This window comes from Sandaracinus amylolyticus, assembly GCF_000737325.1.
Lineage (GTDB): Bacteria > Myxococcota_A > Polyangia > Polyangiales > Sandaracinaceae > Sandaracinus > Sandaracinus amylolyticus.
The window spans coordinates 9888705-9913747 of record NZ_CP011125.1 but is presented as its reverse complement, the minus strand read 5'-3'; the positions used below and the strand labels follow the sequence as shown (position 1 = coordinate 9913747).

25 protein-coding genes and 1 tRNA gene are annotated in these 25043 nt (G+C 71.5%); 11 read left to right on the top strand and 15 right to left on the bottom strand.

The genetic code is table 11. The features are described 5' to 3' along the window. The first annotated feature begins 10 nt into the window (after positions 1 to 10). Genes DB32_RS42030 through DB32_RS42020 form a run of 3 tightly spaced genes read left to right on the top strand, consistent with a single transcriptional unit; the run spans position 11 to position 4061 of the window. Positions 11 to 2227, top strand: a complete 2217-nt coding sequence (locus DB32_RS42030; protein ID WP_053238295.1) for an extracellular solute-binding protein — start codon at positions 11 to 13, stop codon at positions 2225 to 2227. Further along, positions 2224 to 3021 carry a carbohydrate ABC transporter permease gene (locus tag DB32_RS42025; RefSeq protein WP_075098168.1) on the top strand — a complete coding sequence of 266 codons (798 nt, stop codon included), beginning with the start codon at positions 2224 to 2226 and terminating at the stop codon, positions 3019 to 3021. The genes DB32_RS42030 and DB32_RS42025 overlap by 4 nt, the downstream gene beginning before the upstream one ends. Next, entirely contained in the window at positions 3021 to 4061 is a 1041-nt protein-coding gene (locus DB32_RS42020) for an ABC transporter ATP-binding protein (protein WP_053238293.1), read from the top strand. Before DB32_RS42025 ends, DB32_RS42020 begins: the two co-directional genes overlap by 1 nt. Positions 4062 to 4189: 128 nt before the next feature. On the opposite strand, the gene DB32_RS42015 is transcribed toward DB32_RS42020, so the two are convergent. The 7 genes from DB32_RS42015 to DB32_RS41985 form a co-directional block, all read right to left on the bottom strand. Further along, complete coding sequence (locus DB32_RS42015; protein WP_083458397.1) at positions 4190 to 5794, bottom strand: phytoene desaturase; 1605 nt, start codon at positions 5792 to 5794, stop codon at positions 4190 to 4192. A 51-nt stretch (positions 5795 to 5845) separates the two neighbouring features. Next, positions 5846 to 6655, bottom strand: a complete 810-nt coding sequence (locus DB32_RS42010) for a hypothetical protein (protein ID WP_169791728.1) — start codon at positions 6653 to 6655, stop codon at positions 5846 to 5848. Between the two features lie 32 nt (positions 6656 to 6687). Further along, positions 6688 to 7782 (bottom strand): DNA replication/repair protein RecF, encoded by a 1095-nt coding sequence (recF, locus tag DB32_RS42005; RefSeq protein WP_053238291.1) that lies wholly within the window; start codon positions 7780 to 7782, stop codon positions 6688 to 6690. Positions 7783 to 7820: 38 nt separating this feature from the next. Continuing rightward, positions 7821 to 8570 carry a CbrC family protein gene (locus DB32_RS42000; protein WP_053238290.1) on the bottom strand — a complete coding sequence of 250 codons (750 nt, stop codon included), beginning with the start codon at positions 8568 to 8570 and terminating at the stop codon, positions 7821 to 7823. Further along, positions 8570 to 9715 (bottom strand): DNA polymerase III subunit beta, encoded by a 1146-nt coding sequence (gene dnaN, locus DB32_RS41995; protein WP_053238289.1) that lies wholly within the window; start codon positions 9713 to 9715, stop codon positions 8570 to 8572. Before dnaN ends, DB32_RS42000 begins: the two co-directional genes overlap by 1 nt. Before the next feature lie 280 nt (positions 9716 to 9995). Then, entirely contained in the window at positions 9996 to 11804 is a 1809-nt protein-coding gene (locus tag DB32_RS41990; RefSeq protein WP_053238288.1) for a permease, read from the bottom strand. 111 nt (positions 11805 to 11915) lie between these two features. Continuing rightward, entirely contained in the window at positions 11916 to 12290 is a 375-nt protein-coding gene (locus DB32_RS41985) for a hypothetical protein (RefSeq protein WP_053238287.1), read from the bottom strand. 91 nt (positions 12291 to 12381) lie between these two features. On the opposite strand from DB32_RS41985, the gene DB32_RS49300 reads away from it, so the two are divergent. Both DB32_RS49300 and DB32_RS49295 read left to right on the top strand, forming a co-directional pair. Then, positions 12382 to 12837 carry an ArsR/SmtB family transcription factor gene (locus DB32_RS49300; protein WP_205627129.1) on the top strand — a complete coding sequence of 152 codons (456 nt, stop codon included), beginning with the start codon at positions 12382 to 12384 and terminating at the stop codon, positions 12835 to 12837. Beyond that, positions 12834 to 13184 carry a hypothetical protein gene (locus DB32_RS49295; RefSeq protein WP_053238286.1) on the top strand — a complete coding sequence of 117 codons (351 nt, stop codon included), beginning with the start codon at positions 12834 to 12836 and terminating at the stop codon, positions 13182 to 13184. Before DB32_RS49300 ends, DB32_RS49295 begins: the two co-directional genes overlap by 4 nt. 64 nt (positions 13185 to 13248) lie before the next feature. Here DB32_RS49295 and DB32_RS41970 read toward each other — a convergent pair whose 3' ends face one another. Next, a complete protein-coding gene (locus DB32_RS41970; protein WP_053238285.1) occupies positions 13249 to 13749 on the bottom strand; it encodes a GNAT family N-acetyltransferase in 501 nt (166 codons plus the stop codon). Between the two features lie 3 nt (positions 13750 to 13752). Then, positions 13753 to 14136: a VOC family protein gene (locus DB32_RS41965; protein ID WP_053238284.1), complete on the bottom strand. Its 384-nt coding sequence runs from the start codon at positions 14134 to 14136 to the stop codon at positions 13753 to 13755. A gap of 103 nt (positions 14137 to 14239) precedes the next feature. On the opposite strand from DB32_RS41965, the gene DB32_RS41960 reads away from it, so the two are divergent. Beyond that, complete coding sequence (locus DB32_RS41960) at positions 14240 to 14440, top strand: hypothetical protein (protein ID WP_157070338.1); 201 nt, start codon at positions 14240 to 14242, stop codon at positions 14438 to 14440. Between the two features lie 6 nt (positions 14441 to 14446). Here DB32_RS41960 and DB32_RS41955 read toward each other — a convergent pair whose 3' ends face one another. The 4 genes from DB32_RS41955 to DB32_RS41940 form a co-directional block, all read right to left on the bottom strand. Beyond that, positions 14447 to 16114 (bottom strand): alpha/beta fold hydrolase, encoded by a 1668-nt coding sequence (locus tag DB32_RS41955; protein ID WP_053238282.1) that lies wholly within the window; start codon positions 16112 to 16114, stop codon positions 14447 to 14449. A 68-nt stretch (positions 16115 to 16182) separates the two neighbouring features. Beyond that, positions 16183 to 17130, bottom strand: coding sequence for a hypothetical protein (locus DB32_RS41950; RefSeq protein WP_053238281.1), 948 nt, complete (start codon positions 17128 to 17130; stop codon positions 16183 to 16185). A 138-nt stretch (positions 17131 to 17268) separates the two neighbouring features. Further along, positions 17269 to 18810 carry a flavin-containing monooxygenase gene (locus DB32_RS41945; RefSeq protein WP_053239142.1) on the bottom strand — a complete coding sequence of 514 codons (1542 nt, stop codon included), beginning with the start codon at positions 18808 to 18810 and terminating at the stop codon, positions 17269 to 17271. Positions 18811 to 19107: 297 nt separating this feature from the next. Beyond that, positions 19108 to 19180: transfer RNA gene (locus DB32_RS41940), tRNA-Ala, on the bottom strand. Between the two features lie 164 nt (positions 19181 to 19344). Between DB32_RS41940 and DB32_RS41935 the strand changes: the two genes are divergently transcribed. Both DB32_RS41935 and DB32_RS41930 read left to right on the top strand, forming a co-directional pair. After that, positions 19345 to 19929, top strand: coding sequence for an alpha/beta hydrolase (locus tag DB32_RS41935; protein ID WP_053238280.1), 585 nt, complete (start codon positions 19345 to 19347; stop codon positions 19927 to 19929). Continuing rightward, entirely contained in the window at positions 19926 to 20333 is a 408-nt protein-coding gene (locus DB32_RS41930) for a hypothetical protein (RefSeq protein ID WP_053238279.1), read from the top strand. Before DB32_RS41935 ends, DB32_RS41930 begins: the two co-directional genes overlap by 4 nt. Here DB32_RS41930 and DB32_RS41925 read toward each other — a convergent pair. Further along, positions 20330 to 21040, bottom strand: coding sequence for a hypothetical protein (locus DB32_RS41925; protein WP_053238278.1), 711 nt, complete (start codon positions 21038 to 21040; stop codon positions 20330 to 20332). The two genes, DB32_RS41930 and DB32_RS41925, sit on opposite strands and share 4 nt — an antisense overlap. A gap of 137 nt (positions 21041 to 21177) precedes the next feature. On the opposite strand from DB32_RS41925, the gene DB32_RS41920 reads away from it, so the two are divergent. From DB32_RS41920 to DB32_RS41910, 3 genes are all read left to right on the top strand, one after another. Then, on the top strand, positions 21178 to 21555 hold the full coding sequence (locus tag DB32_RS41920) for a hypothetical protein (RefSeq protein WP_053238277.1): 378 nt from the start codon (positions 21178 to 21180) through the stop codon (positions 21553 to 21555). A 109-nt stretch (positions 21556 to 21664) separates the two neighbouring features. Continuing rightward, a complete protein-coding gene (locus DB32_RS41915) occupies positions 21665 to 22828 on the top strand; it encodes an acyl-CoA dehydrogenase family protein (protein ID WP_240481322.1) in 1164 nt (387 codons plus the stop codon). A 52-nt stretch (positions 22829 to 22880) separates the two neighbouring features. Beyond that, positions 22881 to 24629: an aldehyde dehydrogenase family protein gene (locus DB32_RS41910; RefSeq protein ID WP_053238275.1), complete on the top strand. Its 1749-nt coding sequence runs from the start codon at positions 22881 to 22883 to the stop codon at positions 24627 to 24629. Positions 24630 to 24633: 4 nt separating this feature from the next. On the opposite strand, the gene DB32_RS41905 is transcribed toward DB32_RS41910, so the two are convergent. Further along, positions 24634 to 25035 carry a hypothetical protein gene (locus DB32_RS41905; protein WP_157070337.1) on the bottom strand — a complete coding sequence of 134 codons (402 nt, stop codon included), beginning with the start codon at positions 25033 to 25035 and terminating at the stop codon, positions 24634 to 24636. Between the last annotated feature and the right edge of the window lie 8 nt (positions 25036 to 25043).

The following is a 25043-nucleotide window of genomic DNA, read 5'->3' as shown; positions in this document are numbered from 1 at the left end:
AACGGCGCGCATGGAGTCGCGAGAGCCGGTGCGCTTCACCGTCTGCCTCGCGCTGCTCGCCGTGATCTCGTGCGCGCCGCGCGAGCGTGACGACGCGGTCGTGCTCACGTTCCCGGTCAGCGCGGTCGGCGAGGAGCGCTCGATCCTCGCGCGACAGCTGCGCCGGTTCGAGGACGAGCACCCCGGCGTGCGCGTCGCGACGATCGAGATGCCCGACGATCCCGACCCGCGGCACCAGCTCTACGTGCAGTGGCTGAACGCGGGCGTGAGCGAGCCCGACCTCCTCCAGATCGACGTCATCTGGACGGCGGAGCTCGCGTCGGCGGGATGGATCCTTCCGCTCGATCGCTTCGCGCCCGACGTGCGCGACACGTTCCCGCGCGTGCTCGAGGCCGGTCGTCACGACGGTCGGCTCTTCGCGATGCCGTGGTTCGTCGACGTCGGGATGCTCTACTGGCGCACCGACCTCGTCGATCACGCGCCGGCGTCGCTCGACGAGCTCACGGCGAGGGCGCGCGATGCGCGCGTCGATCACGGGCTCGTGCTCTCGGCGGCGCGCGGCGAAGGGCTCGTCACGGTGTTCGTCGAGATGCTCGGCGCGTACGGCGGCGAGATCGTCGACGCGCGCGGCGAGGTCGTCGTCGACTCCGACGCGGCGGTGCGCGCGCTCGAGTGGATGCGCGACGCGATCCACGTCGATCGTGTGATCCCCGAGGAGGCGCTCTCGTTCCGCGAGGAGCAGGCGCGCTTCGCGTTCCAGAACGGGCGCGCGCTCTTCATGCGCAACTGGCCGTACGCGTACCGGCTGATGCAGGCCTCGCCCATCGCGGGTCGCTTCGCGGTCGCGCCGATGCCCGGCACACCGGACGGCGCGCCGACCGCGGCGCTCGGCGGGCAGCTGCTCGCGATCAACGCGCGCTCCGAGCATCCCGACGAGGCGTTCGCGCTGATCGAGTTCCTCTCGAGGCCCGAGCAGATGCTCGAGCGGCTCGCGATCGCGGGGCAGCTCCCGCCGCGCCCCTCGCTCTACGACGATCCGCGCTTCGCCGAAGCCTCGCCGATCCCGGCGCACGAGGCGCGCGAGGTGATCCTGCGCGCCGCGCTGCGTCCGTCGACACCGGTGTACGGCGAGATCTCGCGCGCGCTGCAGATCCACCTGCATCGCGCGCTCACGAACCAGGAGTCGCCGCGCGCTGCGCTCTCCGCCGCGGCGGACGAGATGCGGGCTCGACTGGCGCACGCGTCGCGCCCTCCGAGCGCGGCGTCGTCCGCGACGTGGCTGGGATGGCTCGCGCTGGTCGCCGCGATCGTCGCGGTGGGGTGGCTGGCGTGGCGCGCTCGCGCGCTGACGCGCGAGGAGCGCGTCGCGTGGGGGCTCGTGCTGCCCGCGCTGCTCGTCATCGCGCTCTTCGCGATCGTCCCGCTCACCCTCACGTTCGCGGAGTCGCTGCACGACCACGACCTGCGCGCGCCGTGGCGAGGTCGACCGCTCGTCGGGCTCGCGAACTACGGCGAGCTCGCGTCCACGCCGCGCTTCTGGGAAGCGCTCGCGCACACCGTGCTCTTCACGACGTGCTGCGTCGTGCTCGAGGTGCTGCTCGGTCTCGCGCTCGCGCTCGTCCTCGACGCTACGCGCCGATGGCGCGGCATCACCCGCGCGATGGCGCTGCTCCCGTGGGCGCTGCCGACCGTCGTCGCCGCGCTGGTGTGGCGCTTCCTCTTCGAGGGAGATCGTTCGTTCGCGAGCGACGCGCTGGTCGCGCTCGGCCTGCGCGACGAGCCCTTCGCATTCCTCTCGCATCCGAGCGCAGCGTGGATCCCGCTGATCGCGGCCGACGTGTGGAAGACCACGCCGTTCGTCGCGCTGCTGCTGCTCGCCGGGCTCACGTCGATCGATCCCGCGCTGCACGAAGCGGCGCGCGTCGACGGTGCCGGCCCGGTGCGGCGCTTCGTCCACATCACGCTGCCGCTGCTGCGACCGGCGCTCGTCGTCGCGTTGCTCTTCCGCGCGCTCGATGCCTTCCGCGTGTTCGACCTCGCGTACGTGCTCACGGGCGGTGGGCCCGGCACCGCGACCGAGCCGCTCGCGCTCTACGACTTCCAGACGCTCTTCTCCGACCTGCGCTTCGGCTACGGCTCGGCGATCTCGATCGTGATCTTCGCGTGCACCGCGATCTTCGCGCTCGTCTGCGTGCGCGTGCTCGGCGCCGAGGAGACGCGGCGATGAAGGCGCGCGGCTGCGGCGTGCTCCTGCTCCTCGCGATGGCGGCGCCGCTCGCCCTCGCGCTCGTCGCGTCGCTGCGACCGGAGTCCGAGCTCCAAGGCGCGTCCACCGCGATCACGCTCACGCTCGAGCACTACCGAGCGCTCTTCACCGAGCACCACTTCGTGCGTCCGATCCTCAACTCGCTCTTCGTCGCGGCGTGCACGACGGCGCTCGCGGTGCCGCTCGCCACCGCGTGTGCGTACGCGCTCGCGCGCATGCCGTTCCGCGGTCGCGGCGCGGTGCTCGCACTCGTCCTCGCGGTGACGATGTTCCCCCAGGTCTCGATCGTGTCGCCGCTCTATCTGCTGCTGCGCGCGGTCGGGCTCGTCGACACCTACCCCGGGCTCGTGCTGCCGTACCTCACGTTCGCGATGCCGCTCGCGGTGTGGCTCCTCGTCGGCCACCTCCGCGCATTGCCGCGCGAGCTCGAGGAAGCCGCGTTCGTCGACGGCGCGAGCCGCCTCCGCACGCTCGTCGAGATCGTCGCGCCGCCCGCCCTGCCCGGCATCGTCACCACCGCGATCCTCACGTTCGTCTACTGCTGGAACGAGCTGCTGTTCGCGCTCGCGTTCACGGTCGGAGACGATCACCGCACCGTGCCGGTCGCGATCGCGCTCTTCCGCGGCCAGTACCAGGTGCCGTGGGGCGAGATCCTCGCGGGCGCGATCGTCGCGAGCCTCCCGGTCGTGCTGCTCGTGCTCGCGGTGTCGCGGCGCGTCGTGAGCGGGCTGACCGGCGGCGGAGTGAAGGGCTGATGGCGTCGCTCGAGCTCGACGCGGTGAGCAAGATCTATCCGGGCGGCACGCCCGGCATCCGTCGCCTCGATCTCGCGGTGCGCGACGGCGAGCTCCTCGTGCTGGTCGGGCCCTCGGGGTGCGGCAAGAGCACCGCGCTGCGGATCGTCGCGGGGCTCGAGGACGTGAGCAGCGGGCGCGTGCGCATCGGCAAGCGCGACGTGACCGCGCTGCCGCCGCAGGATCGCAACGTCGCGATGGTCTTCCAGAGCTACGCGCTCTATCCGCACAAGACCGTGCGCGCGAACCTCGCGTTCCCGCTCGAGACGCGCCGCGTCCCGCGCGACGACGTCGATCGACGCGTGCGCGAGGTGGCGTCGATCCTCGACCTCGAGCCGCTGCTCGAGCGCAAGCCCGCGCAGCTCTCGGGCGGACAGCGCCAGCGCGTCGCGCTCGGCCGCGCGATGGTGCGCGCGCCCGACGTGTTCCTGCTCGACGAGCCGCTCTCGAACCTCGACGCGTCGCTGCGCGTGCGCATGCGGGCCGAGCTCCATCGCCTGCACCGGAGGCTCGGCGCGACGATGCTCTACGTCACGCACGATCAAGAAGAAGCGATGACGCTCGGATCGCGCGTCGCGGTGCTGCGCGACGGAGAGCTCGAGCAGATCGGCGAGCCGATGGAGCTGCATCGACGCCCCGCGACGGTGTTCGTCGCGCGCTTCCTCGGATCTCCCTCGATGAACGTGATCGAAGGCGAGGTGCACGAAGGACGTGCGCGCACCGCGCTCGGCGCGATCGACGCACCGCTCGCGTCCGGCACGCGCGTGCTCGTCGGCGTGCGTCCGCGCGACGTCGTGCTCGGGGGCGAGGGCGACGTGATGCTGCCGATCGACGTCGTCGAGCCGCTCGGGGACGAAGCGATCGTGCACCTCGCGGCCGACACCGCGCTCGTCGCGATCGCGCCGATCGAGCCGCGCCTCGCGCCCGGTGATCGCGTCGGCGTGCGGCTGCGGCGCGACCGCATCCACCTGTTCGATGCTGCCACGGGCCGTCGCGTCTAGCGGCTGCTCATTTCAGATCAGGTCGCCCGCGTCGCCCTGGCCCTGCGGCGGAGGCGGAGCACCACCGTCACGCGGCTCGCAGTACCCGTCGGGCGCATCGAAGCGCTCGCCGGAGCCGTGCGCCGCGATCAGGCGCGCTTCACGGACGCGTCGAGCCGCTCGGGATCCGGCACGACGGTGTCGAGCACACGCGCGCTCGAGAGCACACCGGGCATGCCCGCACCAGGGTGTGTGCCCGCGCCGACGAGGTAGAGCCCCCTGATGTCCTCGCTCTCGTTGTGCGGGCGGAAGTAGGCGCTCTGGTGCAGCACCGGCTCGATGCCGAACGCCGCGCCGTGCACCGACAGATAGTCGTCGAGGAAGCCCTGCGGCGTGAGCACGCGCGAGCTCACGACGTGCTCCTCGAGGCCCGGCAGGATCGACTCGCCGAGCGACTGCGCGATCGCGCGCCGGTATTGCTCGACCTTCCGAGGGGTCCACTCGATGCCGCTCTCGAGGTGCGGCACCGGCGAGAGCACGTAGAAGCAGTCGTGCCCCTCGGGCGCCATCGACGCATCGGTGCACGTCGGTCGGTGCAGGTAGAGCGAGAAGTCGTCGGCGAGCACCTTCTTGTCGAAGATGTCCTCGAGCAGCTCGCGATAACGCGGCCCGAGCACGATCGTGTGGTGCGCGACGTCGTCGTACTTCTTGTTCGTCCCGAAGTACCAGACGAAGAGGCTCATCGAGTAGCGCGTGAGCTTGTCGAGACGGAAGTCGCTCCACGTGCGTCGATGCTCGGGGCGCACGAGGTGGCGATAGGTCCACGCGGAGTCGGCGTTCGACACCACGACGTCGGCGCGCACCACCTCGCCGTCACGGAGGCGCACGCCGCGCGCGCGACCGTCGTCGACGAGGATCTCGTCGACCTGCGCGCCGAGCCGCACGGTGCCGCCGAGCTCGGTGATCAGCGACACCATCCCGCGCACGACCTCGCCGGTGCCGCCCATCGCGAACCACACGCCGAACTCGCGCTCGAGGAACGCGATGAGCGTGTAGATGGACGACGTCGAGTACGGATTGCCGCCGACGAGCAGCGGATGGAACGAGAAGACCTGCCGCATCTTCTCGTCCTCGATGTACTTGCTCACGAGGCCGATCACGGTGCGCCAGTTCTCGAGCCGCACCATGTCGGGGACGACGCGCGCCATGTCGAGCGGGCTCGAGAACGGCGCGTGCGCGAGCTCCTCGAAGCCGACGCGATAGATGCGCTCGCTGTGCTCGAGGAACTTCTCCCAGCCCTCGACGTCGCGCGGCGAGAAGCGCGCGATCTCGCTCCTCATGCGCGCACGATCGCCGGTGTAGTCGAACTGCGATCCGTCGTGGAACCGGATCCGATAGAACGGATCGATCGGCACGAACGTGACGTCGTCGGCCATGCGACGCCCCGCGAGCGTCCAGAGCTCTTCGAAGAGGAACGGCGCGGTGATGAGCGTGGGCCCGGCGTCGAACACGAACCCGTCCTGGCGGAACACGCGCGCGCGACCACCGGCTTGATCGAGCCGATCGATCACGGTCACGCGATAGCCGCGCACCAGGAGCCGAATCGCCGCAGCGAGCCCGCCGAACCCCGCGCCGATCACGACGGCGTGCGGTGCTCGTGGTGAAGGCGACACCGGCGCGCGCCGCGTGTTCAGGCGCGTCTCGGGGGTGCGCAGCTTCTTGAGGAACGAGCCGAGGTTCGTGTCGGGCGGCATGAGCGGCGCGAAGCGTAGAGGCACCCACCCAGCCCGCCAAGCGCACGCGCGTCATCGCGAGCGCCGGTGACCGATGCCGGCGATCCAATCCGCGGCACCGACCCGCGCCGCGAGCTCGGACACGCCGACCTCTGCGCGCTCGTACGAGAAGCGCAGCTGCGCCCGCGCGCCCTCGCAGCCCTGGCGAGCGGCGAGCGACGCGAGCTCACCCGTAGTGAGGCGCATGAGGTCCTCGGGCGCGCGCACGTCCGCCAGCGGGAGACCGTCGAGGCGGAGCAACGTCTCCCCGTCGCACGCATCGATCAGCGCGCCGCGCGAGAGCCTCAACATCACGCCGCACCGCGCCTCGAGCACCACGACGTCCTCGCCCGGCGCGACGACGTCGAACGAGACCACCGGCGCCCGGCCGTTCCCGGCGTACCCGCACCACGCGCCACGCGCGTCCGGCCCCTCGATGCGCGACACCCCGGAGGTCGCACGCGCGTCACCGCACTCGACGTCCGCCCGCACGTCGAGCACCGGCCGCAGCGTCGCGAGCTCGACGTCCTCGATCCACCACGACTCGACGGCGCCGAGGCGACGCCGCGTCTCGCGCGCGGGACCGAGCACGATCGACTCGCGCTCGTCGTCGCTCACGTGCACTCGCACCCGCGCGCGCTCGAGGTGCGCCGCGTCCGCGGCGACCACGCGATACGCCACCGAGAGCGTCGTCCCCTCGAACGACGGTTCGGTGATGGCCTCGACATCGAGCGGCTCGCCGACCGCCGAACAGGTGAGGTCGGGCTCGACGACCGTCGCGCTCCGCCGCGTCTCGACCGGAGCCGACGCACACGCGCCGAGCACGAGCGATATCGCGATCACCACGCGCATCCGCGGTGATGGTAACGCGCTCCTCACACTGCGCGCGTCACGCGACCCGCTTCGACGTGCCAGTCCACCCTGCCCTCCGCGAGGCGGATCAGCTCGGGGTGCGTGGTGGTCAAGAACACTTGACCACCCATCTCCGCGAGCAGCGCGAAGAAACGCTCGTTGCGCGTGCGGTCGAGCTCGCTCGACACGTCGTCGAGGAGCAGCGGAGGCACCCGACCGATGCGCTTCGCGAGCACCTCGAGCTCCGCGACCTTCAGCGCGAGCACGAGCGTGCGCTGCTGTCCCTGCGACGCGTGGTGCTTCGCGCCGCGCGCGTGCACCTCGAGCGCGAGCTCGTCCGCGTGCGGCCCTTCGGCGGTGAACCCTCGCGCGAGATCCTTGTCGAGCGAGCGCACCAGCGCTTCGAGGATCGCCTCTTCGCTCGGCGGAACCCGCGGCACGTAGCGCACCTCGAGCGGGATCTCGCCGCCGAGGATCTCACCCGCGACGCGCACCGTGACCGGCGCGATCTCGCGCACCAGCTCCTCGCGCGCTCGACCGAGCACCGCGCCCGCGCTCGCGACGATCGGATCGAACGACGTGATCGCACGCCGGTCCGGCATCTCTTCGCGCAAGAGGCGATTGCGCGAGCGCAGCGCCTTGCCGTAGGTCGCGAGCGTCGCGGCGTAGCTCGGATCCATCTCGCTCAGGATCGCGTCGAGCAGCGCGCGCCGCGCGTCGGGCCCGCCCTGCGCGAGCTCGAGGTCGCCCGGATGGAAGAGCACCACCGGACACACGCCGAGCCACGTCGCGACCGAGCGCGGCCGCTTGTCGTCGAGCGCGAGCTCGCGCGCCTTGCCCCCGCGATGCACGCGCACCTTGAGCGTGTGGGGCGCGGGCGGCCCGCTCACCTTCGCGGCGATCACCGCGCTGTCCGCGTCGCGCGAGACGAGCTCCTCGGCGGGCGCGCCCCGAAAGCTCTGGAGCGACCCGAGGTAGCAGAGCGCCTCGAGCAAGTTGCTCTTGCCCTGCCCGTTGTCGCCCGAGATGACGTTGAAGCGCGCGCCCGGCGCGAGATCGAGCGGCGCGAGGTTGCGCCACTGCCGCGCAAAGAGCTGCTCGAACCGCAGCGCCTCCATCGCGCCGCATCATGTCCGGGCGCGCGACGCGAAGCGAGCTAGTCCATGTCCCAGCCGGCGCGGTGCTTCCCGCATCGCCCACAGCGGAACGTGTAGAGCCCACCGAGCTCCGCCTCTCCGCGCACGAACGCATCCCACCGCTGCGGATCGCAGCGCTCGTCGTCCGCGCCGAGCAGCTCGGTCACGAGCCGTCGCGCGCCCGCGTCGTCGCCGGCCCGTGCGAGGAGCTCTTCACGCTTCCACTCACCGACGAACACCATCGGAGCATCGCAGTGGAAGAGCCAGATCGCGCCCTGCCACGTCGAGAACGTCGGCGTGCGGAGCAGCTCCTCGAGAAGCTCGGACGCGACGTGCACGCGGCTCCAGCTCGGATCGTCCGGGCTCGGCGAGGTGTCGTAGAGCTCGGAGATCAGATCACTCGGCAGCCCGTGGGTGACGCCCTGGCGCGCGAGCTCGGGCGTGACCATGCCGAGCTCGGTGTCCTGCGTGCTCTTCGCCCGTCCCGCGCGGAAGCACGCGTGACAGGCACGCACCTCGCGCTCCACCGTCACCGGCGCGACCAGTGCCGCGCCGCACGCGCACGAAGGCACACGCTCCGCGACGTGCCAGTCGGTCCGCGCGCCGCACCCCGCGCACGTCAGCTCGACGTACCCGCCGATGCCGAACCCGAAGAGCTCACCTGGCTGCGCGCACAGCGCGCACGTGCCGCGGCCTCGATGACCGGTGCACGTCGAGAGCGGACCTTCGTAGAGCGGGAACGAGATCCCGAGCTCCGCGAAGGTCGCCATCAGATGCGCATCGGCATCACGACGCCGACGAACAGCGTCGCGTCGTTCGCCGGCTTGATCACGCCCGGGTCGAGCTCGCCCGAGAGCTCGAGCGCGACCTCGTCGTCGCTCAGCGACGCGAGCACGTCCTGGATGTACTTCGCGTTGAACCCGATGGTCAGCGGGTCACCCGCGTAGTCCACGTCGAGCTCCTCGCTGCCCTCGCCGACGTCGGGGTTCTCGCTGACCACGCGCAGCGAGCCCTCCTGCAGCATCAGCCGCACGCCGCCGCTCTTGTCGCTCGAGACGAGCGAGATGCGGCGCAGCGACTCGACCAGCGACGCGCGCGGGCACACCACGCGCTTGTCCTGGTTCTGCGGGATGACCTTCGCGTACGGCGGGAACTGCTCGTCCGCGAGCTTCACGGACAGCTGGATGCCCTCGCGCCGGAAGAACGCGTTGCCGCCCTGCGTCGCGACGCCGACCGTGACCGGCTGCGCCTCTTCGCCCTTCGCGGGCTTGTCCGCCTTCGCGTCCTCGAGCAGGCGCTTGAGCTCCGCGATGCCCTTGTTCGGCACGAGCATCGTGAAGTTCACCATCGAGGCGCCTTCACGCAGCTTGTGCTCGCACTTGCTGAGGCGGTGGCCGTCGGTCGTGACCATGCGGACCACGCGTCCCTCGCCCTCGAAGAGCGCGCCCGCGAGGTGCGGTCGCGTATCGTCGGTCGACATCGAGTACGAGGTCTTCGTGATCAGGTCGGCGAGCACGTCGACGTCGATCGACGAGAACTCCACCTCGCGCGGCGCGGGCAGCGGCGGGAAGTCGTCGCCCGGCATGCCCGGGATGCGGAAGCGCACTTTGCCGCTGCGGATCTCGGCGGCGTGGTTGGGACCGACCGTCCACTGCACGTCGCCGTCGGGCAGGTTCTTCACGATGTCGAACAGCGTCCGCGCTGCGACCGCGATCGAGCCGCCCTTCTTGATCTCGGCGGGCGCGGTGGCCGCGACACCGAGATAGAGATCCGTCGCAGCGAAGCGCAGCGTGCCAGTGTCCTCCGTCGTGAGGAGGATGTTCGACAGGATCGGCATCGAGCTCTTCCGATCCGCGACACCGTGCGTCCGCGCGAGGCCTCGGAGGAAGTTCCTCTTGCTGATCGTCAGCTCCATGCGCGCGCCCTCGGCTCCTGCCTTCCGGAACGCGCTCCCGACTCGGGCTGGGGAGAAGCGATCAGAAGGATCGGGAGAGTAATTACTTAAAAGGAGATCATCTCCTTAATCAGTCCTGTGGATTGTGGGATGAGGTCCGCATCCTGCCGGGATCATTGCTGATCCCGGTCCTCGGTCCCCGTGCACGGAGCGTGGAGAGATCGGGGACGAAACCCATCCACGATCTATCCACAGGTCCTTCCACGGGTTCCGAGCACACGAACCCACAGGTGTCGTGACTCTACCGAGCGCGGCGGGTCTCCGGCAAGTTTCGCGGATCTCGACGATCCTGGCCGAACGGCCTGCTCGCCGGCGCGAGCCCGGGAAGCACCGCCGCGGGCCCGGCGATCCACAAGGCGCGCACCACGACGAGCGCCAGCGCGAGCCCCGACGCCGAGGCCAACCACCCGTGCTCGTGGGCCTCTCCGGTCGCGAGCGGCGGGAGCGCCACCGGCACGAGCGCGTTCACCAGGAGCGCCCCCGCCCATGCCGTTGCGACCAGCGCGACGACGCCGTGCACCGCCGCGCGCGTGCCGTAGCGGCGACGGAGGAACGCGAGCGTCGCGACGTTGGTCGCGGGCCCGAGCGTGACCGCGACGAGCACCGCGCCGGGCGAGAGCCCCTTCGCGATCAACACCGCGCCGAGCGGCGCGGCCGAGGCGGGACACACGTACGCGGGGATCGCGAGCACGGCCATGAGCGGGATGTCGGCGCCGATCGCCGCGAACCCCGCGACCGACTCGGCGGGCACGAGCTCCGCGACGAGCGCGGCGAGCACGATGCCGACCAGCGCCCACGGCGCGTTGTGCAGCGCGAGCTCGTCGAACGCGGCGCGCCATCGCGTCAGCAGCGTTCCCTCCTGTGGCGCGTGATCGTGATCGTGATCGCAGCAGTCGTCGTGCGAGCACGAGCTCGTCGCGACGAGCTCGAACGAGCGCCCGCGGATCGTGATCGCCGCGGGCCTTCGCGCGACGCGCGCGATCACGATCGCGGCGACGATGCTGGTCGCGAGCGAGACGACGAGGTGCGCGGTCGCGAACGGCACGCCGAGGAAGCGCGCCATGACCGCGAACACCTCGACGCCGGCCTGTGGCGTCGCGAGCAGGAACGCGACCACGAGCGCGGCGCTCGCGCGCCGCATCGCGAGCCCTTCCGCGACGGGGAGGATCCCGCACGCGCACACCGGAAGCGGCGCGCCGTAGACCGCGCCGCGCATCGCGTCGCGCAGCGGGCTCGTCTCGCGCATCCAGCGATCGGGGAAGCGCCCGCCGATCGCCTGCACCAGCGCACCGAGCGCGAGACCGAGCAGCAGCATCGGCGCGGCCTCGAGCGTCGTGTCGACGAGCGCATCGACGAGCCGCAGCTCGAGCGCGCGCGTCGCGTCGGGCGCGAGCTCCCAGTGTGCGCGGGTGCCGAGCAGCGTGACGATCACGCCGACCGCGAGCGCGATCAGCTCGCTCACCCGCCGCCCCGACGTGCGCGCGTGCACCGGCGCGAGCGCGCGCGCGATCACGAACAGCAGGAGCCCCGACGCGATCGCATCGAACGCCGGCGTGAGCGACGCGACCTGCTCGCCGCCGAAGCGCGCGAAGGACACCCCGAGCACCGACGCGATCGCGAGCCCCGCGGCACGCAGTCCGATCGCGTCCGACGTCGACACCAAGAGCAACGCGGCGGTCGGCATCGCGTGCGCGATCAGCGCGAGCGCGAGCTCGCTCTCCGGTGCGCTGCGCGCCGCGATCGCCATGCGCGCCGCCTCGAACACGTGGTAGCCGAGCAGGCCCGCGTAGGTGAGCTCGGTCGCGAGCACCGCGCTGCGTCGCTCGCGCACCAGCCACGGCACCGCGAGCGACGCGCCCATCAGCAGCAGCGACCACGCGCCGATCCCGCGCGCCGACTCGGGCACGAGGTGCGTGCCCACGAGCGCCAGGCCCGCGCCGATCGCGAACGTTCGCACCGGCGCGTCGAGCGCCGGGCGGTGTCGAGCGAGCGACGCGATCAGCGCGCCGATCGCGCACGAGACGATCGAGACGAAGACGACGAGCGACATGACGAGACCTCTCCCGAGCGAGATGCACGCGGGCAGGTGCACGCGACGGACGGAGGAGAGCCCGCATGCGCACGTCTTCGCGACGTGACGCGTGATCCTCCGCGCGTGCGCTCAGGCGGGCGGCGAGGTCTTCGGTGCGTGATCGAGGACGCGCGCGGCGAGACGCGGCGTGTCGTGCGGTGCGGTGTGGAGCGACGAGACGTCGAACGCGACGACGCGTGACGGCGCCTCGTGGATCGTGATCGCCGCGACGGTGCGCAGCGCGTCCAGCGCGCAGCCGTCGTGCGCGTGATCGTCGCGGCTCGAGAGCGCGTCGTGATCGACGTGCGCGTGCGCTGCGTGCGCATCGTCCGCGTGCTCGACGCGCGCATGCTCCGCGCAGTGGACGTGCCGCACCAGCGCGAGGTGCGCGAGCGCGCCGAGCTGCGCGGTGGCGCACACCGCGAGCAGCGCGCTGGCCACCAGGCGGAACCAGGGACGCGGCATCGGCCGGGTCGTTATGGGCGGCGCCCGCGACGACGGTCAAGGAAGCCGCTGCTTGCGGCCCGCGTAGGACGCCGGTACAACACTTCAACGAATGGTGAAGTCATCGAGCGTCGCGACCGCCCGCAAGGGCACTGCTGCTCCTCGCACCACCACGAAGGCTACGAAGGCCGCGCCCACCGGCGAGAAGCCCACGTGCCGCCACGACGACGCGCCTGCGCGTCGCGGCAGCGTCGGGACGCTCGCGCTGGCGCGCGCGGCCGCGCTCTTCCGCGCGTGCGGAGACCCCGAGCGGCTCCGCCTGCTCGAGCGTCTCTCGCAGGGCGAGTTCTGCGTCTCGGAGCTCGCGGCGGAGTCGGGCGAGGGGCTCTCGACGGTCTCGCAGCGGCTGCGTCTCTTGCGCACCGAGGGGCTCGTCAGCCGTCGTCGCGAGGGCAAGCACATCTACTACGCGCTGTCCGATCAGCACGTCGCCGATCTCATCCAGAGCGCGCTGGAGCACGCGCTCGAGCCGCGCTCCCACGCGCACACCGGAGAAGAGGACGAATGACCCACAAGCACCACGACGATCACGAAGGCCACGAGCACGGCGCCGGCTGCGGTCACACCGCGGTGCAGCACGAGGGCCACACCGACTACCTCCACGACGGTCACCTGCACCACAAGTGCGCGCACGGCGGCGTCGAGGAGCACGAGCTCGCGATCGGCGGCACGAACCCCGCGGACTGCACGCCCGGCCACGCGTGCGCGGGCCACGCGAAGGGCCACGCCCACGGGCCCGGGTGCGGTCACGAAGCGGTGCCGCACGGCGACCACACCGACTATCTCGTCGACGGTCACCTGCACCATCCGCACGGCACGCACTGCGACGATCACGGGCCGCTCCGCGCCGCCTGATCGCGAACGAGAGAGACACGAGGCCGCGCCGCTCCCGACGAGGAGCCGCGCGGCCTCGGCGCGCTCAGAAGACGATCGCGTAGCGGAGCTCGAGCACCTCGCGCCCTCCGATCGTGTCGCGCTTCGTCTCGCCGTCGGCGCGCCATCCTTCGCGCTCGTAGAAGCGACGGGCGCGCGCGTTGTGCTCGAGCACCCAGAGGATCGCGCGACGTGAATCCGCGCGCAGCGCGTCGATCGCGTGCTCCATCAGCACGCGCGCGACGCCGGTGCCCGCTGCGCGCGACGTCACGTACATCGCGTAGAGCTCCGCGACGTCGTCGGGCACACCGCGGCCGGGGCCGATCGAGACGAAGCCCTGCGCGTCGTGATCGTCGAGCGCGACCCAGGTGCGCTCGCGTGGCGCGTCGCGCGCGAGGATGTCGCGCCAGCGCGCGGCGCGATCGGGCACCGAGAGCCCGTCGAGGAACGCGTCGGGCAGCAGACCGCGATAACCCCAGCGCCATCCCTCGACGTGCACGCGCGCGAGCGCATCGGCGTCGTCGACGCGGGCGAGTCGGATCGTCATCTCTCACTCGAGCTGGGTCGCGAACCACCAGGTGTTGCCCGCCACGTCGAGCACACCGCCGCGACGATCGGGGTCGCCCTCGCGCTGCTCGGGCGCGCGCACCGACGTCGCGCCCGCGGCGAGCGCGCGCTGGTACGTCGCGTCGACGTCGTCGACGTAGACGTGCAGGTGCGTCGGCACCGCAGGCCACTGCTCGCCCGAGTCGCCGATCATCACGATGCTGTCGTCGATGCGCAGCTCGGCGTGCATGACGGACCCGTCGGGCGCGTCGTAGCGACGCTCCACCTGGGCATCGAGGACGTTCTTCGCGAACTCGATGACGCGCGGCGCGCCGGGGCAGATGAGATACGCGGAGACGCGCGGATAGCTGTTCGGTCGCTTGGCCATGAGCGCGAGCGTGGCGCCTCGAGCGAGCGCGCGATTGGAGAAAATCGACGGCCGGCGCGAGTACATCGGATGTACATCCGATGTACGATGGATGTACACGCGCATGAACGACCTCTGTCCGCGCTGCGGTCGCGCCAGGCACGAGGGCGCGCACGATCTCTCCGAGGCCGAGCGTCGCGCGCTGCGTCCTTCGTTCTGTCCGAAGTGCAGTGGCGGGCCCGACGATGCTCATCCGCGCTGCGCGAGCGAGACGACGCTCTTCTACCAGTGCAGCTGCGGCGTGCGCTGGACGTGCCCCCGATGAGCGGAGTCAGCGCGCCGCGCAGTGGGCGACGTGCTCGACGAGCCGAGAGTCGGCTTCTCCCTCGATCATCAGGCCGTCGTCGTTCAGCTCGAGCTCACCGCTCACGCTGAAGACGCCGACGACGTGGCCGTGGACATCGAGGACGGGCGCGCCGCTGAACCCGCGCACGTCGACCGGCGGATCGAGGTCGTAGACGAAGCGGCCCTCGGCGCCCGCCGTGACGCGACCGCGGTAGACGTTCTGCACGCAGGTCTCCTCGGAGTACGGGCAGCCGACGAGGAACACGGCGTCGCCCACGTCCGCGGGGCGCGCCGCGATGCGCAGCGGTGTGGACGGGAGCGTGTCCGGGTCGGCGTCCGTTCGGAGCAGGAGCCAGTCGTCGAACACGGCGGGCTCGGTGAGGCCGGTCGCGCGGATCTCGCGCTCGGGCTGGGTGCGCGGGTAGATCGTCCACTCCTCGAGCAGCGCGTCGAAGCGCGTCGGATCGCGCATCGCGAGCCCATCGACCGCGGGCTCGATGCCGCCGGGCTCGGCCGTGAGATGCGCGGCCGTCGCGACGTGAGCGCGACCGCCGGCGTCGATCAGGAATGCGCTCGCGCCGCCCGAAGGCGGGCGACCCGAGAACGACATCTCGTTCGTGAGCACGAGCTGCGGCCACTCGTCGTGCGGCGTGCTCGCCCACGGCTCGGCCTGCGACGCGGCCGAGCCCTCGACCACGCTCGTCGCGCAGCGCTCGCGCGATGCGTCGACGATCGCGTCGGCGGAGATCCTCGGCGCGCCGGCCGGTCCTCCGCCGTCCAGGATCGCGCGCGCGATCACCTCCGTCGCGGGCGCGATCACGCTGAAGTGATCGAGGCCCGGAACGACGACGGCCTCGACCGGCGCGGTGCCGGCCATCGCGTCGAGCCACGGCAGGAGGTCGCCGTTCGACGGCTGCTCGGCGCCTTCGACGAGGAACGTCGGCGTGCGGATCTCGTCGACGAAGTGGCTCGCGTCGCGCAGCCAACGCTCGGAGAACGAGACGTGCGGCGGCAGGCAACCGCCGTCGCCGTAGTCCGTGACCGCCGCCGTCGGTCCGATCGCGAACACCGCGCGGTAGCGATCGCTCGCGGCCGCGGTCAGCAGCGCGAGCGTCGCGCCGGTGCTGTGCCCGACGAGGTAGATGCGCTCGGGGTCCACGTCCGGGCGTGCGGCGAGGAAGTCTGCGGCAGCGACGAGGTCGTCGATCTCGCCGAAGAAGCACTCGGCGGAGCCCGGGTTGTCGTGGTTGCCGCGAAAGCTCGGGAACATCACGACGAGCCCGTCCTGCGCGAACGCCATGCCGCTCTGATCGTCGCCGCGCCACGTGCGCGACCACGCGAGCGCGCCGATGCTCCAGTCGAAGCCGCCGTGCACGTACACGACGGCGGGACGGCGCGGGCCCTCGCGCGGCTCGGAGACGTACGCCCAATTCGCCCCGAGCGGCGCCGCGTAGCGCACGAGCGCGTAGGTGCCCTCGGGTGGCTCCTCGGGAGGCGGACCGGCGAAATTCGGCAGCGGGAAGTGGTTGACGTGGCGCGCGCGCTGTTCCGCGAAGGGCATGTTCACCGCCCACACGCCGGTGAGGCACAGGGCACACGCGCCGATCGCGAACAGCGATCCGCACCCCAAGGCGATCTTCCACGCTCCCCGCATCGACGCGACCTCCGCGCGGAGCTTAGCGAGCGATCGTCGAGCGCGGGCTTCGGAACGCCGGCGGCCGATCAGCGCAGCGCACCGAGGAACTGCGCGCCGGGGAGCATCAGCGCGGCGCGCCGGCCGAGGACGCGCACCGTCACGGGCTGGCCCGCGGGGTTGCGATCGACGAACCGGAACGTCGCCTCGCTGCCCTGCTCGAGCCGGACGAGCACGTTCCAGTGCACGCCATTCCTGCGGCGCACCTCCACGATCGACGTCACCTGACCTCGATGGATCGCGCCCTCGTGCAGGAGACGCGTCGCCGCGCGGGCGCGCCAGAGCGCGACCATCCACACGAGCCCCGCGAGCCCGAAGAGCGCGAGCGCCGCGAGCACTCCGAGCGGACGATCGTTCGGCATCGCGATCGCGATCGCGTGCAGGATCGCGGCGCACCCGCCGAGCGCCGCGAACGCGCCCAGCGCGAAGCTGCGCCAGACGAGCTTCAGCCCCGCGGCATCGAGCAGCGGTGCGGGCGCCGTGGCGCCGGGGCTCGCCGGCAGCGGCGCTGGCCGAGGCGGCGCCGCAGGCGCGGGCCGCGCAGGCGCGATGGGCATGCTTTGGTAGGCGCTCGGGCCCGAGTACGGCCGCTCCGCCGGCCACTCCACCGACGCCACGCGCGTGTGATCGCCGAGCTGATGGACGCGGGGATCGTCGTCGGCGATCGCGAGCGCGAAGAGGCCCATCGCGGCGAACGTCGTCGAGCGCTCGGTGGTCGGGCCGTAGTCGATGGCCGCGATCTGTCGCACTCGCGCCAGCGTCTCGCTGGCGACGACGTGCAGCTCCACGATGAATCGATACTGCGTCCCGCCCGTGTAGTCGGACTGCGCTCCGAACTCGAGGTTCTCGCGCAGCAGGAAGCGATGGCCCGCGGCGTCAAGGAACGCCGTCGCGCGTCCTGGCATCGCCCCAGCGGCCTGCGTCGGCGGGCGCGTCTCCTCGACGCGGATCGAGACACCTCCGTAGGTGGCACCCACACAAAGGACATACTCCGAGCGGCGATCGCGCCACAAGCGCTGCCCGGCGCAGATCGATCTGCGGGGCGCACCGCGCGCCTGGCGTCGCGACCGAGAGCCCAGAAGGCCCGCAGCAACTGCTGCGGGCCTTTCTGATCGTCACTCGGCAGCTTCGGCGTGCTCCTCGCGCGTCGCGCGCTCGTGCGATGCCGCCGCGTCGCGCGCGCTCTCCGCGCCGTAACGCGCGCGCAGCGCGCGCTCCACGTACGCGTAGTCGCTCGGATCGACCGGCAGGAGCCACTGCGCGACCCGCTTCGCCGGCGAGAGCGTCATCTTCATGTCCGCGAGGAGCTCGTCGATGTGGTGCAGCGAGAACGGGATGATGTTCGTCCCCTTCGCGTGCTTGCCCGCCGTGCGCGCCTCCATCCACGCCAGCCTCCGCGCGATGTGCTCGCGCTGCGCCGCTTCGCTCGGCAGCGCGATGTCGCCTCGGAGGTGCTGCACCAGCCAGAGCGCGGACATCTCGCAGTTGAGCTGGCTGAAGAACGACGAGTTGTATCCGTTGAACGCGAGGCGCGGCACGCCGACCGGGAGCACCGAGCGATGCAGCTGGAAGTTGCCCTGCGCGTCGGTGACGCGGCGCACCACGTCGTCGTCGAGGAAGGGCACGCGCTGCTGGAACCCGGTGCCGCACACGACGAGATCGGCGCGCACCTCGCGGCCGTCGGAGAGGTGCGCGTAGCCCGCGCTCAGCCGCACGATCTCGACGTTCCTCTCGACGGTCAGCGCGCCCGACGCGACCTGCTCGAAGAACCCGTCGCTCGCGAGGCTCACGGTGCTGCGCGCGATCGTCTCGAGCGGCTTGCCCGGGTGCAGGCCGAGCTCGCGCAGCCGGAGCTGCCGCGTGATCACGGCCTCGACGCTGCCGAGCATCGCGTCGCGGATGCCGCGCCCCGCGCCGTGGAGGAAGCGCTCGAGCCCGGCGAGCTCGATGTACTCGAAGAGCGCCTCGCCCATGCGCGTCAGGAGGAGGAACTTGAAGTTCAGCAGCTTGCCGAGGAGCTTCGGCACCTTCCAGATCAGCTCGCGCGCGACGACGGTCGTGCTCGCGCTGGTGCTCGCGACCGCGCTCGCGACGTCGCACGACGACTTGCCGTAGCCGACGACGAGCACGTGCTTGCCGCGCGCGTCCTCGGGGTCGTGGAGCTCGCACGTGTGGCAGATGCGTCCGCCGTTCGCGACGAACTCGTCGCGCCCCGCGTACGACGGCACGAAGGGCGCCGAGAAGATCCCGTTGCAGACGACCAGGAAGTCGAATGCGAGCGAGAGCGCCTCTCGGCGACGCCGCGCGCGCACCGTCCACGTCGCGCTCCGCTCGTCGTAGCTCGCGCGCTGCACCTCGGTCTCGAGCAGCACGTGCTCGGCGATGCCGAAGTGCTCGGCGTACGCCGCGAGGTAGGCCTGCACCTGCGCGCCGGAGGGCCACTCGGGATAGCTCGCGGGCATCGGAAAATCCGAGAGCGCGTAGGTCGTGCGCGGATTCTGCGTGGTGAGCCCTGGGTATCGGCGCGACGCCGACCACACGCCGCCCACGTCCGCGGCCTTCTCGAAGACCGTCACCTCGTACCCGAAGGTCTTCAGCACCTTCGCGGTGCTGAGCCCCGCGAACCCCGCTCCGATGATCGCGACTGTCTTGATCACGACTGCCTCCGCTGTGTCGACGGCGCAGTGCAGCGCGTGTGCCCAGCGCGCGAAGCGCGGATCGGCGCGGAATTCTGGGCGCACGAAGCTCGCGAGAATCTGCGCTCGCGAGTTTTCGCGACGCCGCTCGCAAGTTCTCGTGAGCTGGACTGGCAGGTTCCGGTCGCAGGCCCGGCCGCGCACCGGGCCGGCCGCGACGGGCCCGGGAGTGCGTCGTGCCCCAAGAACGACCGAAGGGCCGGAAGCTCTCGCCGCCGGCCCTTCGTTCAGCCCGTCTTGCTCGGGCTCCCTGTTGTATGGACGTGCCCGGGATCGAACCGGGGACCTCTAGAGTGCGATTCTAGCGCTCTCCCAGCTGAGCTACACGCCCGTGAGGGAGGCGGAATATACATGGGCCGATTCGCCGCGCAAGCACTGTTCGTGGTTCTCGTCGCGTGTGCTCCCAACCGAGCGGAATCACCGCGGATTTCGCATGATGACGCGCCTCGCTGGGGCGGTCTCGACGTCGTCGAGCGAGGCCGCGGGAACGTCACGGTGGTGCTCATGCACGGCTACGGCGCGCCCGGGGACGACCTCGTCGCGCTCGGTGAGGAGCTCTCCGCCGAGGTACCGGCGCGCTTCGTGATGCCGGCTGCGCCGCGCATCTGGCAGGGCGGTCCTCCCGGTCGCGCGTGGTTCGAGCGCGAGCCTTCGCTCGCTCGCGCTCAGCTCCCCGCGGCGTCGCGCGCGGTCGACGGAGTGATCGCGACGCTGGTCGACGAAGGTGTGCCCGCGTCGCGGCTCGTCCTCGCCGGGTTCTCCCAGGGCGCGATGATGGCGCTCGAGCGATCGCTGCGTGGCCCCGCGACGCCGCGCGCGATCGTGCTCCTCTCGGGCGGCGCGATCCGCGGTGTCGACGACGGCGAGCTCGACTGGTCGCGCCTCGCGAACCTGCCGGTGTTCGTCTCGCACGGACGACAGGATCCGATCCTGCCGTTCTCCGGCGCGGAGACGATGGTGCAGCGCGCCGAGGCCGCGGGCGCGCGCGTGACGTTCGTGCCGTTCGACGGGGGACACTCGATCCCGCCGGTCGTACGACGCGAGGTGACGCGATTCCTGCGCGAGGTGGTGGCGCGATGAGGCTCGCGCTCCTCGTGCTGCTCGTGCCCTCGATCGCGATGGCGCAGCCACGTGCGCTCGAGGTGCGCTCGCTCGGCGGGTCGTGTGGCGAAACGACGCGCGACGTGCCCGCGGCGTCGCTCCGCGCGAGCGCGAACATGCGCGGCGAGGTGACGATCGCGATCACCTCGATGCGCTTCTACTGCGCTCCGGCGCCGCGCTTCGACGCGAGCGTGCGCGACGACGGAACGATCGTGCTCGTCGCGCGCGAGCCCGAGGCACCGGTCGCGCGCTGCACCTGCGCGCACGACGTGCGGCTCCGCCTGCGCGTCGTGCCGCCCGGGATCCACCGCATCGAGGTCCGCTTCCGCGACGAGGTGCTCGCGACGGGCGAGGTCGGCGTCGCGAACGTGCGGCGACGTTAGGGGCGCGGCGGCTCGCACCGTCCGGGGCCGAGCGCGCACGATCCGAAGACGCACGCGCCGCACCCGCAGTCGTCGTCGTCGTCGCAGGGCACCGTCGTGCATCCGTGCGCGTCGACGTCGTCGACGCCGCCGGGCACGCACGTCGATCCGATCGGGCACGCGTATCCTTCGTCGCAGCGCTGCGGGCGGCAGCGCCCGTCGTCGCCGCACGTCTCCCAGCGCGAGCACGACGTCGCGGTGCAGCGCTCGCGGCACTGGCTGCACGAGCCCTGGTTCAGCTCGACGCACACCTGCGAGGCGGCGCAGTCGCCGTCGTTCGCGCACTCCATCGGGCAGAACCCGGCCACGTAGAACGCGCTCGTGTCGCCGGGCGCCCAGCACGAGCCGCTGCCGCCGCAGTCGGCGTCGCTGCGGCACTCGGTCGACGTCATCGCGGGAGGAGGCTCGTACGCGCCGCATCCGCTACCCGCGTCGGGCAACGTGGGGCACCCGAACGGAATGACCGACACGCGCAGCCGTCCGTCCACGCACGTCCGGTCGACGTAGCCGCAGTTCGTCGGGCCATCGCGGAACTCGCGGCAGGACTCGTCGAAGTCGCAGCGCGCGCCCTCGCTCGCGCTGGACGCTTCGGAGCACGAGTCGACGGGCTCGGCGCACCCGAGCAGCGCGAGCGTGAGCAGGAGCGGCAGTCCTCGTTCGATCTTCATCCGTCCCCCCGTGCCACGCAGTGCCAGCCCTACGAGCGCACACGAGCGAGCAAGCGCTGCGCCGAGCTCCTGCGCGTCCTGCGCGGGCGCTCGTGATCGAGTGAGCCGATCCTCGCTCGTCGCGACACTGCAGGTCGATGCGACCGACCCTCCCACTCGTGCTCTGGGCGTTGTGCTCCATCGGCTGCACCGGCAGCGCCCCGTTGCTGAGCGACCGCGACGCCGGCCTCCCCGGGCCGGGCATCTCCACGAGCTCGTTCGTGTCGTGCGAGCCCGAAGCCGATGGCTGGTACGCCGAGGCCGAGCTGCCGCTGAACGTCGCGACGGTGCGCGGCCTGCGCGCGGTGCTCTGTGATCTCGAGGGCACCGCGCCCGAGCGCAGCGGGGGCCTCCCGTGCGCGATCACGTCGGAGGTCGCGTTCTCCGACACTGTCGCACGCGTCGCGTGCGGGTCGGGCGACCCCGCGGCGGGTGGTTTCCGCTACGGCACCGTGCGCTTCGTCGTCGACCCGTGACGACCCGAGCGCCGCGAGAGCACACCGCGTGAGCAAGCGCCGCGCCGCAGCTTTACGGGCTCTTCGCGTGCGGGGTATGTCCTTCGTCTCACTCCACGAGGCGGACGCGATGGGATTCTCGGGGCTCGACTACTACGGCATCGACGACGAGCTGAGCGACGAAGAGCGGATGGTTCGCGACAACGTTCGTCGCTTCGTCGACGAGCGCATCGAGCCCATCATCGCGAAGCACTTCGAGGACGGCACGTTCCCGATGGAGCTCGTCCCCGAGTTCGCGAAGCTCGGTCTGCTCGGCGCGAACCTCGAGGGCTACGGCTGCGCGGGCATGGGCGACGTCGCGTACGGCCTCGCGATGCAGGAGCTCGAGCGCGGCGACTCGGGCATCCGCTCGTTCTGCAGCGTGCAGGGCTCGCTCGCGATGTTCCCGATCCACGCGTACGGCAGCGAGGAGCAGAAGCAGAAGTACCTGCCCGGGATGGCGAAGGGCGAGCTCATCGGCTGCTTCGGCCTAACCGAGCCCGACTTCGGATCGAACCCGACGGGCATGATCACGAAGGCCGAGAAGGTCGCCGGCGGCTATCGCATCAACGGCGTGAAGCGCTGGATCACGAACGGTGATCTCTGCCACCTCGCGGTGGTGTGGGCGAAGCTCGACGGAAACGTGCGCGGCTTCATCGTGCCGCGCGGCACCAAGGGCTTCTCGACGCGCAAGATCGACGACAAGTGGTCGCTGCGCGCGAGCGTGACGAGCGAGCTGTTCTTCGAGGACTGCGTGGTCGACGAGGACGCGATCCTGCCCGGCGTGCGCGGGATGCGCGGTCCGCTCTCGTGCCTCTCGCAGGCGCGCTTCGGGATCTGCTGGGGCGCGATCGGCGCGGCGATGAGCTGCTACGACACCGCGCTCTCGTACGCGAAGGATCGCAAGCAGTTCTCGCGTCCCATCGCGGGCTATCAGCTCGTGCAGCACAAGCTGACGGAGATGGTCAGCGAGATCACGAAGGCGCAGTGCCTCACGCTGCGCCTCGGCCGGCTCAAGGAGGCGAAGAAGGTGCGCCCTCCGCAGATCTCGCTCGCGAAGCGCAACAACGTGTCGATGGCGCTCAACATCGCGCGCGTCGCGCGCGACATCCTGGGCGGCAACGGCATCACGTACGCGTACTCGCCGGGCCGTCACATGATGAACCTCGAGACCGTCTACACGTACGAGGGCACCCACGACATCCACACGCTGATCGTCGGTCAGGACGTCACGGGGCTCGCCGCGTTCGAGTGATCACCGTCCGAGGGTCGTCGGCGAGCGCCTCGGGGTGCTCGAATGTCGCGCGATGGCCCTCGATCAAACCGTGCCCACTTCGCCCGCGCGCTCGTCGCGCGACGTCGTCGATCGCGCGCTCACCGAGCTGCACGCGCACCGCACCGAGTGGGCGCGGCTGCCGGTGCTCGAGAAGCGCGCGCTGCTCGAGCAGATCAAGGATCGCGCGGCGCGCCTCGCGCCCGAGTGGGTCGAGGTCGCGACGCGCATCAAGCGCTTGCCCACGGGATCGCCGATCGCCGGCGAGGAGTGGATGAGCGGGCCGTGGGCGCTGATCGCGGGCATCGTCGGGCTCTCGCGCACGCTCGAGCGCATCGCGCGAGGACGTGATCCGCTCGAGGGCGCGCGTCTGCATCGCGCGGCCGACGGACGGGTGATCGTCGACGTGTTCCCGTCGAGCCCGTTCGAGCAGGTCTTGCTGTCGGGCTACTCGGCGTCGGTGTGGATGCAGCCCGGCGTCGACGAGCGCGAGGTGCGGCGCAGCGCGGGCTCGTTCCATCGCCACGTGCGCGATCCGATCGGCTCGCTCGCGCTCGTGCTCGGCGCGGGGAACATCACGTCGATCGCACCGCTCGACGTGCTCTACGAGATGATCGCCGAGGGGCGCGTCGTCGTGCTCAAGATGAGCCCGGTGAACGAGGCGCTCGGGCCGGTGCTCGAGCGCGTCATGGCGCCGCTCGTCGAGCGCGGGTTCCTGCGCTTCGTGTACGGCGGCGCGGACGTCGGCGAGATGCTCACGCGGCATCGCCTCGTCGAGAAGATCCACGTCACCGGCTCGGCCGCGACGCACGACGCGATCGTGTTCGGCACCGGCGACGAAGGCCGTGCGCGCAAGCAGCGCCGCGAGCCGCTCACGCAGATCCCGGTGACGAGCGAGCTCGGCGGCGTGGGCCCGGTGATCGTCGTGCCCGGCGTGTGGAGCGAGGCGGACATGCGCTTCCAGGCCGAGCACGTCGCGACCCAGAAGCTGCACAACGCAGGCTTCAATTGCGTTGCCGCGCAGGTGCTGGTGCTCCACCGCGAGTGGCCGCTGCGCGAGCGCTTCCTCGCGATCCTGCGCGACACGATCGCGCAGCTCCCGAAGCGCGCCGCGTACTACCCGGGCGCCGACGCGCGTCAGCGCGATGCCGTCGAGAAGCACGCGCGGTCCGAGCTGCTTGGCGGCCAGGACGTGCCGTACACGCGGATCGTCGATCTCGATCCCGACGATCGCAGCGCGCCCGCGTACCGCAGCGAGTTCTTCGGCGCGACGTGGGCCGAGACGTCGATCTCCGCGCCCGACGTGCAGTCGTTCCTCGCGCGCGCCGTCACGTTCGCGAACGAGCGGCTCATGGGCACGCTCGGCGCGCAGATCCTCGTGCACCCCGCGACGCAGCGCGCCCATCGCGCGGCGATCGAGCGCGCGATCACGGACCTGCGCTACGGCACGATCGCGGTGAACGCGTGGAGCGGCGTCGGGTTCCTGCTCGCGAACGCGAGCTGGGGCGCGTTCCCGGGGCACACGCTCGAGGACATCCAGAGCGGGCGCGGCGTGGTGCACAACGCGATGCTCCTCGAGCGCACGGAGAAGACGGTGGTGCGCGGGCCCTTCGCGCCGTTCCCGCGATCGCTCCTGCTCGGAGAGCGCCACACGTCGCCGAAGCCGCCGTGGTTCGTGACCCATCGCCGCTCGGATCGTGTCGGAGCGCTGCTCACGCAGTTCGAGGCCGCGCCTTCGTGGCGCAAGCTGCCCGCGATCTTCGCGGCGGCGCTCTCGGGGTGACGGGTCAGCGTCCGTCGAGGTAACGCTCGGCGCGCGCGAGGTCGTCGAACACGCGGAAGCCCTCGTCGCGATCCACGCTCGCGAGGCGCTGCGCCTGGAGCCACCCGGACGCGCTGCGCACGACGATCGCGACGCGCCGGAAGTCGCGCACGATCTCGCGACGCAGCGGCGCGTACCACGCCTCGTACTCGGGATCGTTCACGCCGCGCGCGAGGCGCACGTCCATCATCAGCGTGTGGGTCGCGCGATCGATCGCGTCGAGCACGTCGAGCACCGGCGTGCACGCGAGCTCGGCGTCGGCCTGCGAGCGGAAGAGCGGGGGCAGGCGACGCACGATCACGCGACGCGCGTCGCGATCGATGTCGACCTCGAACCAGTCGCTCGCGTGTCGGCGGACGAGAGCCACGGCCCACG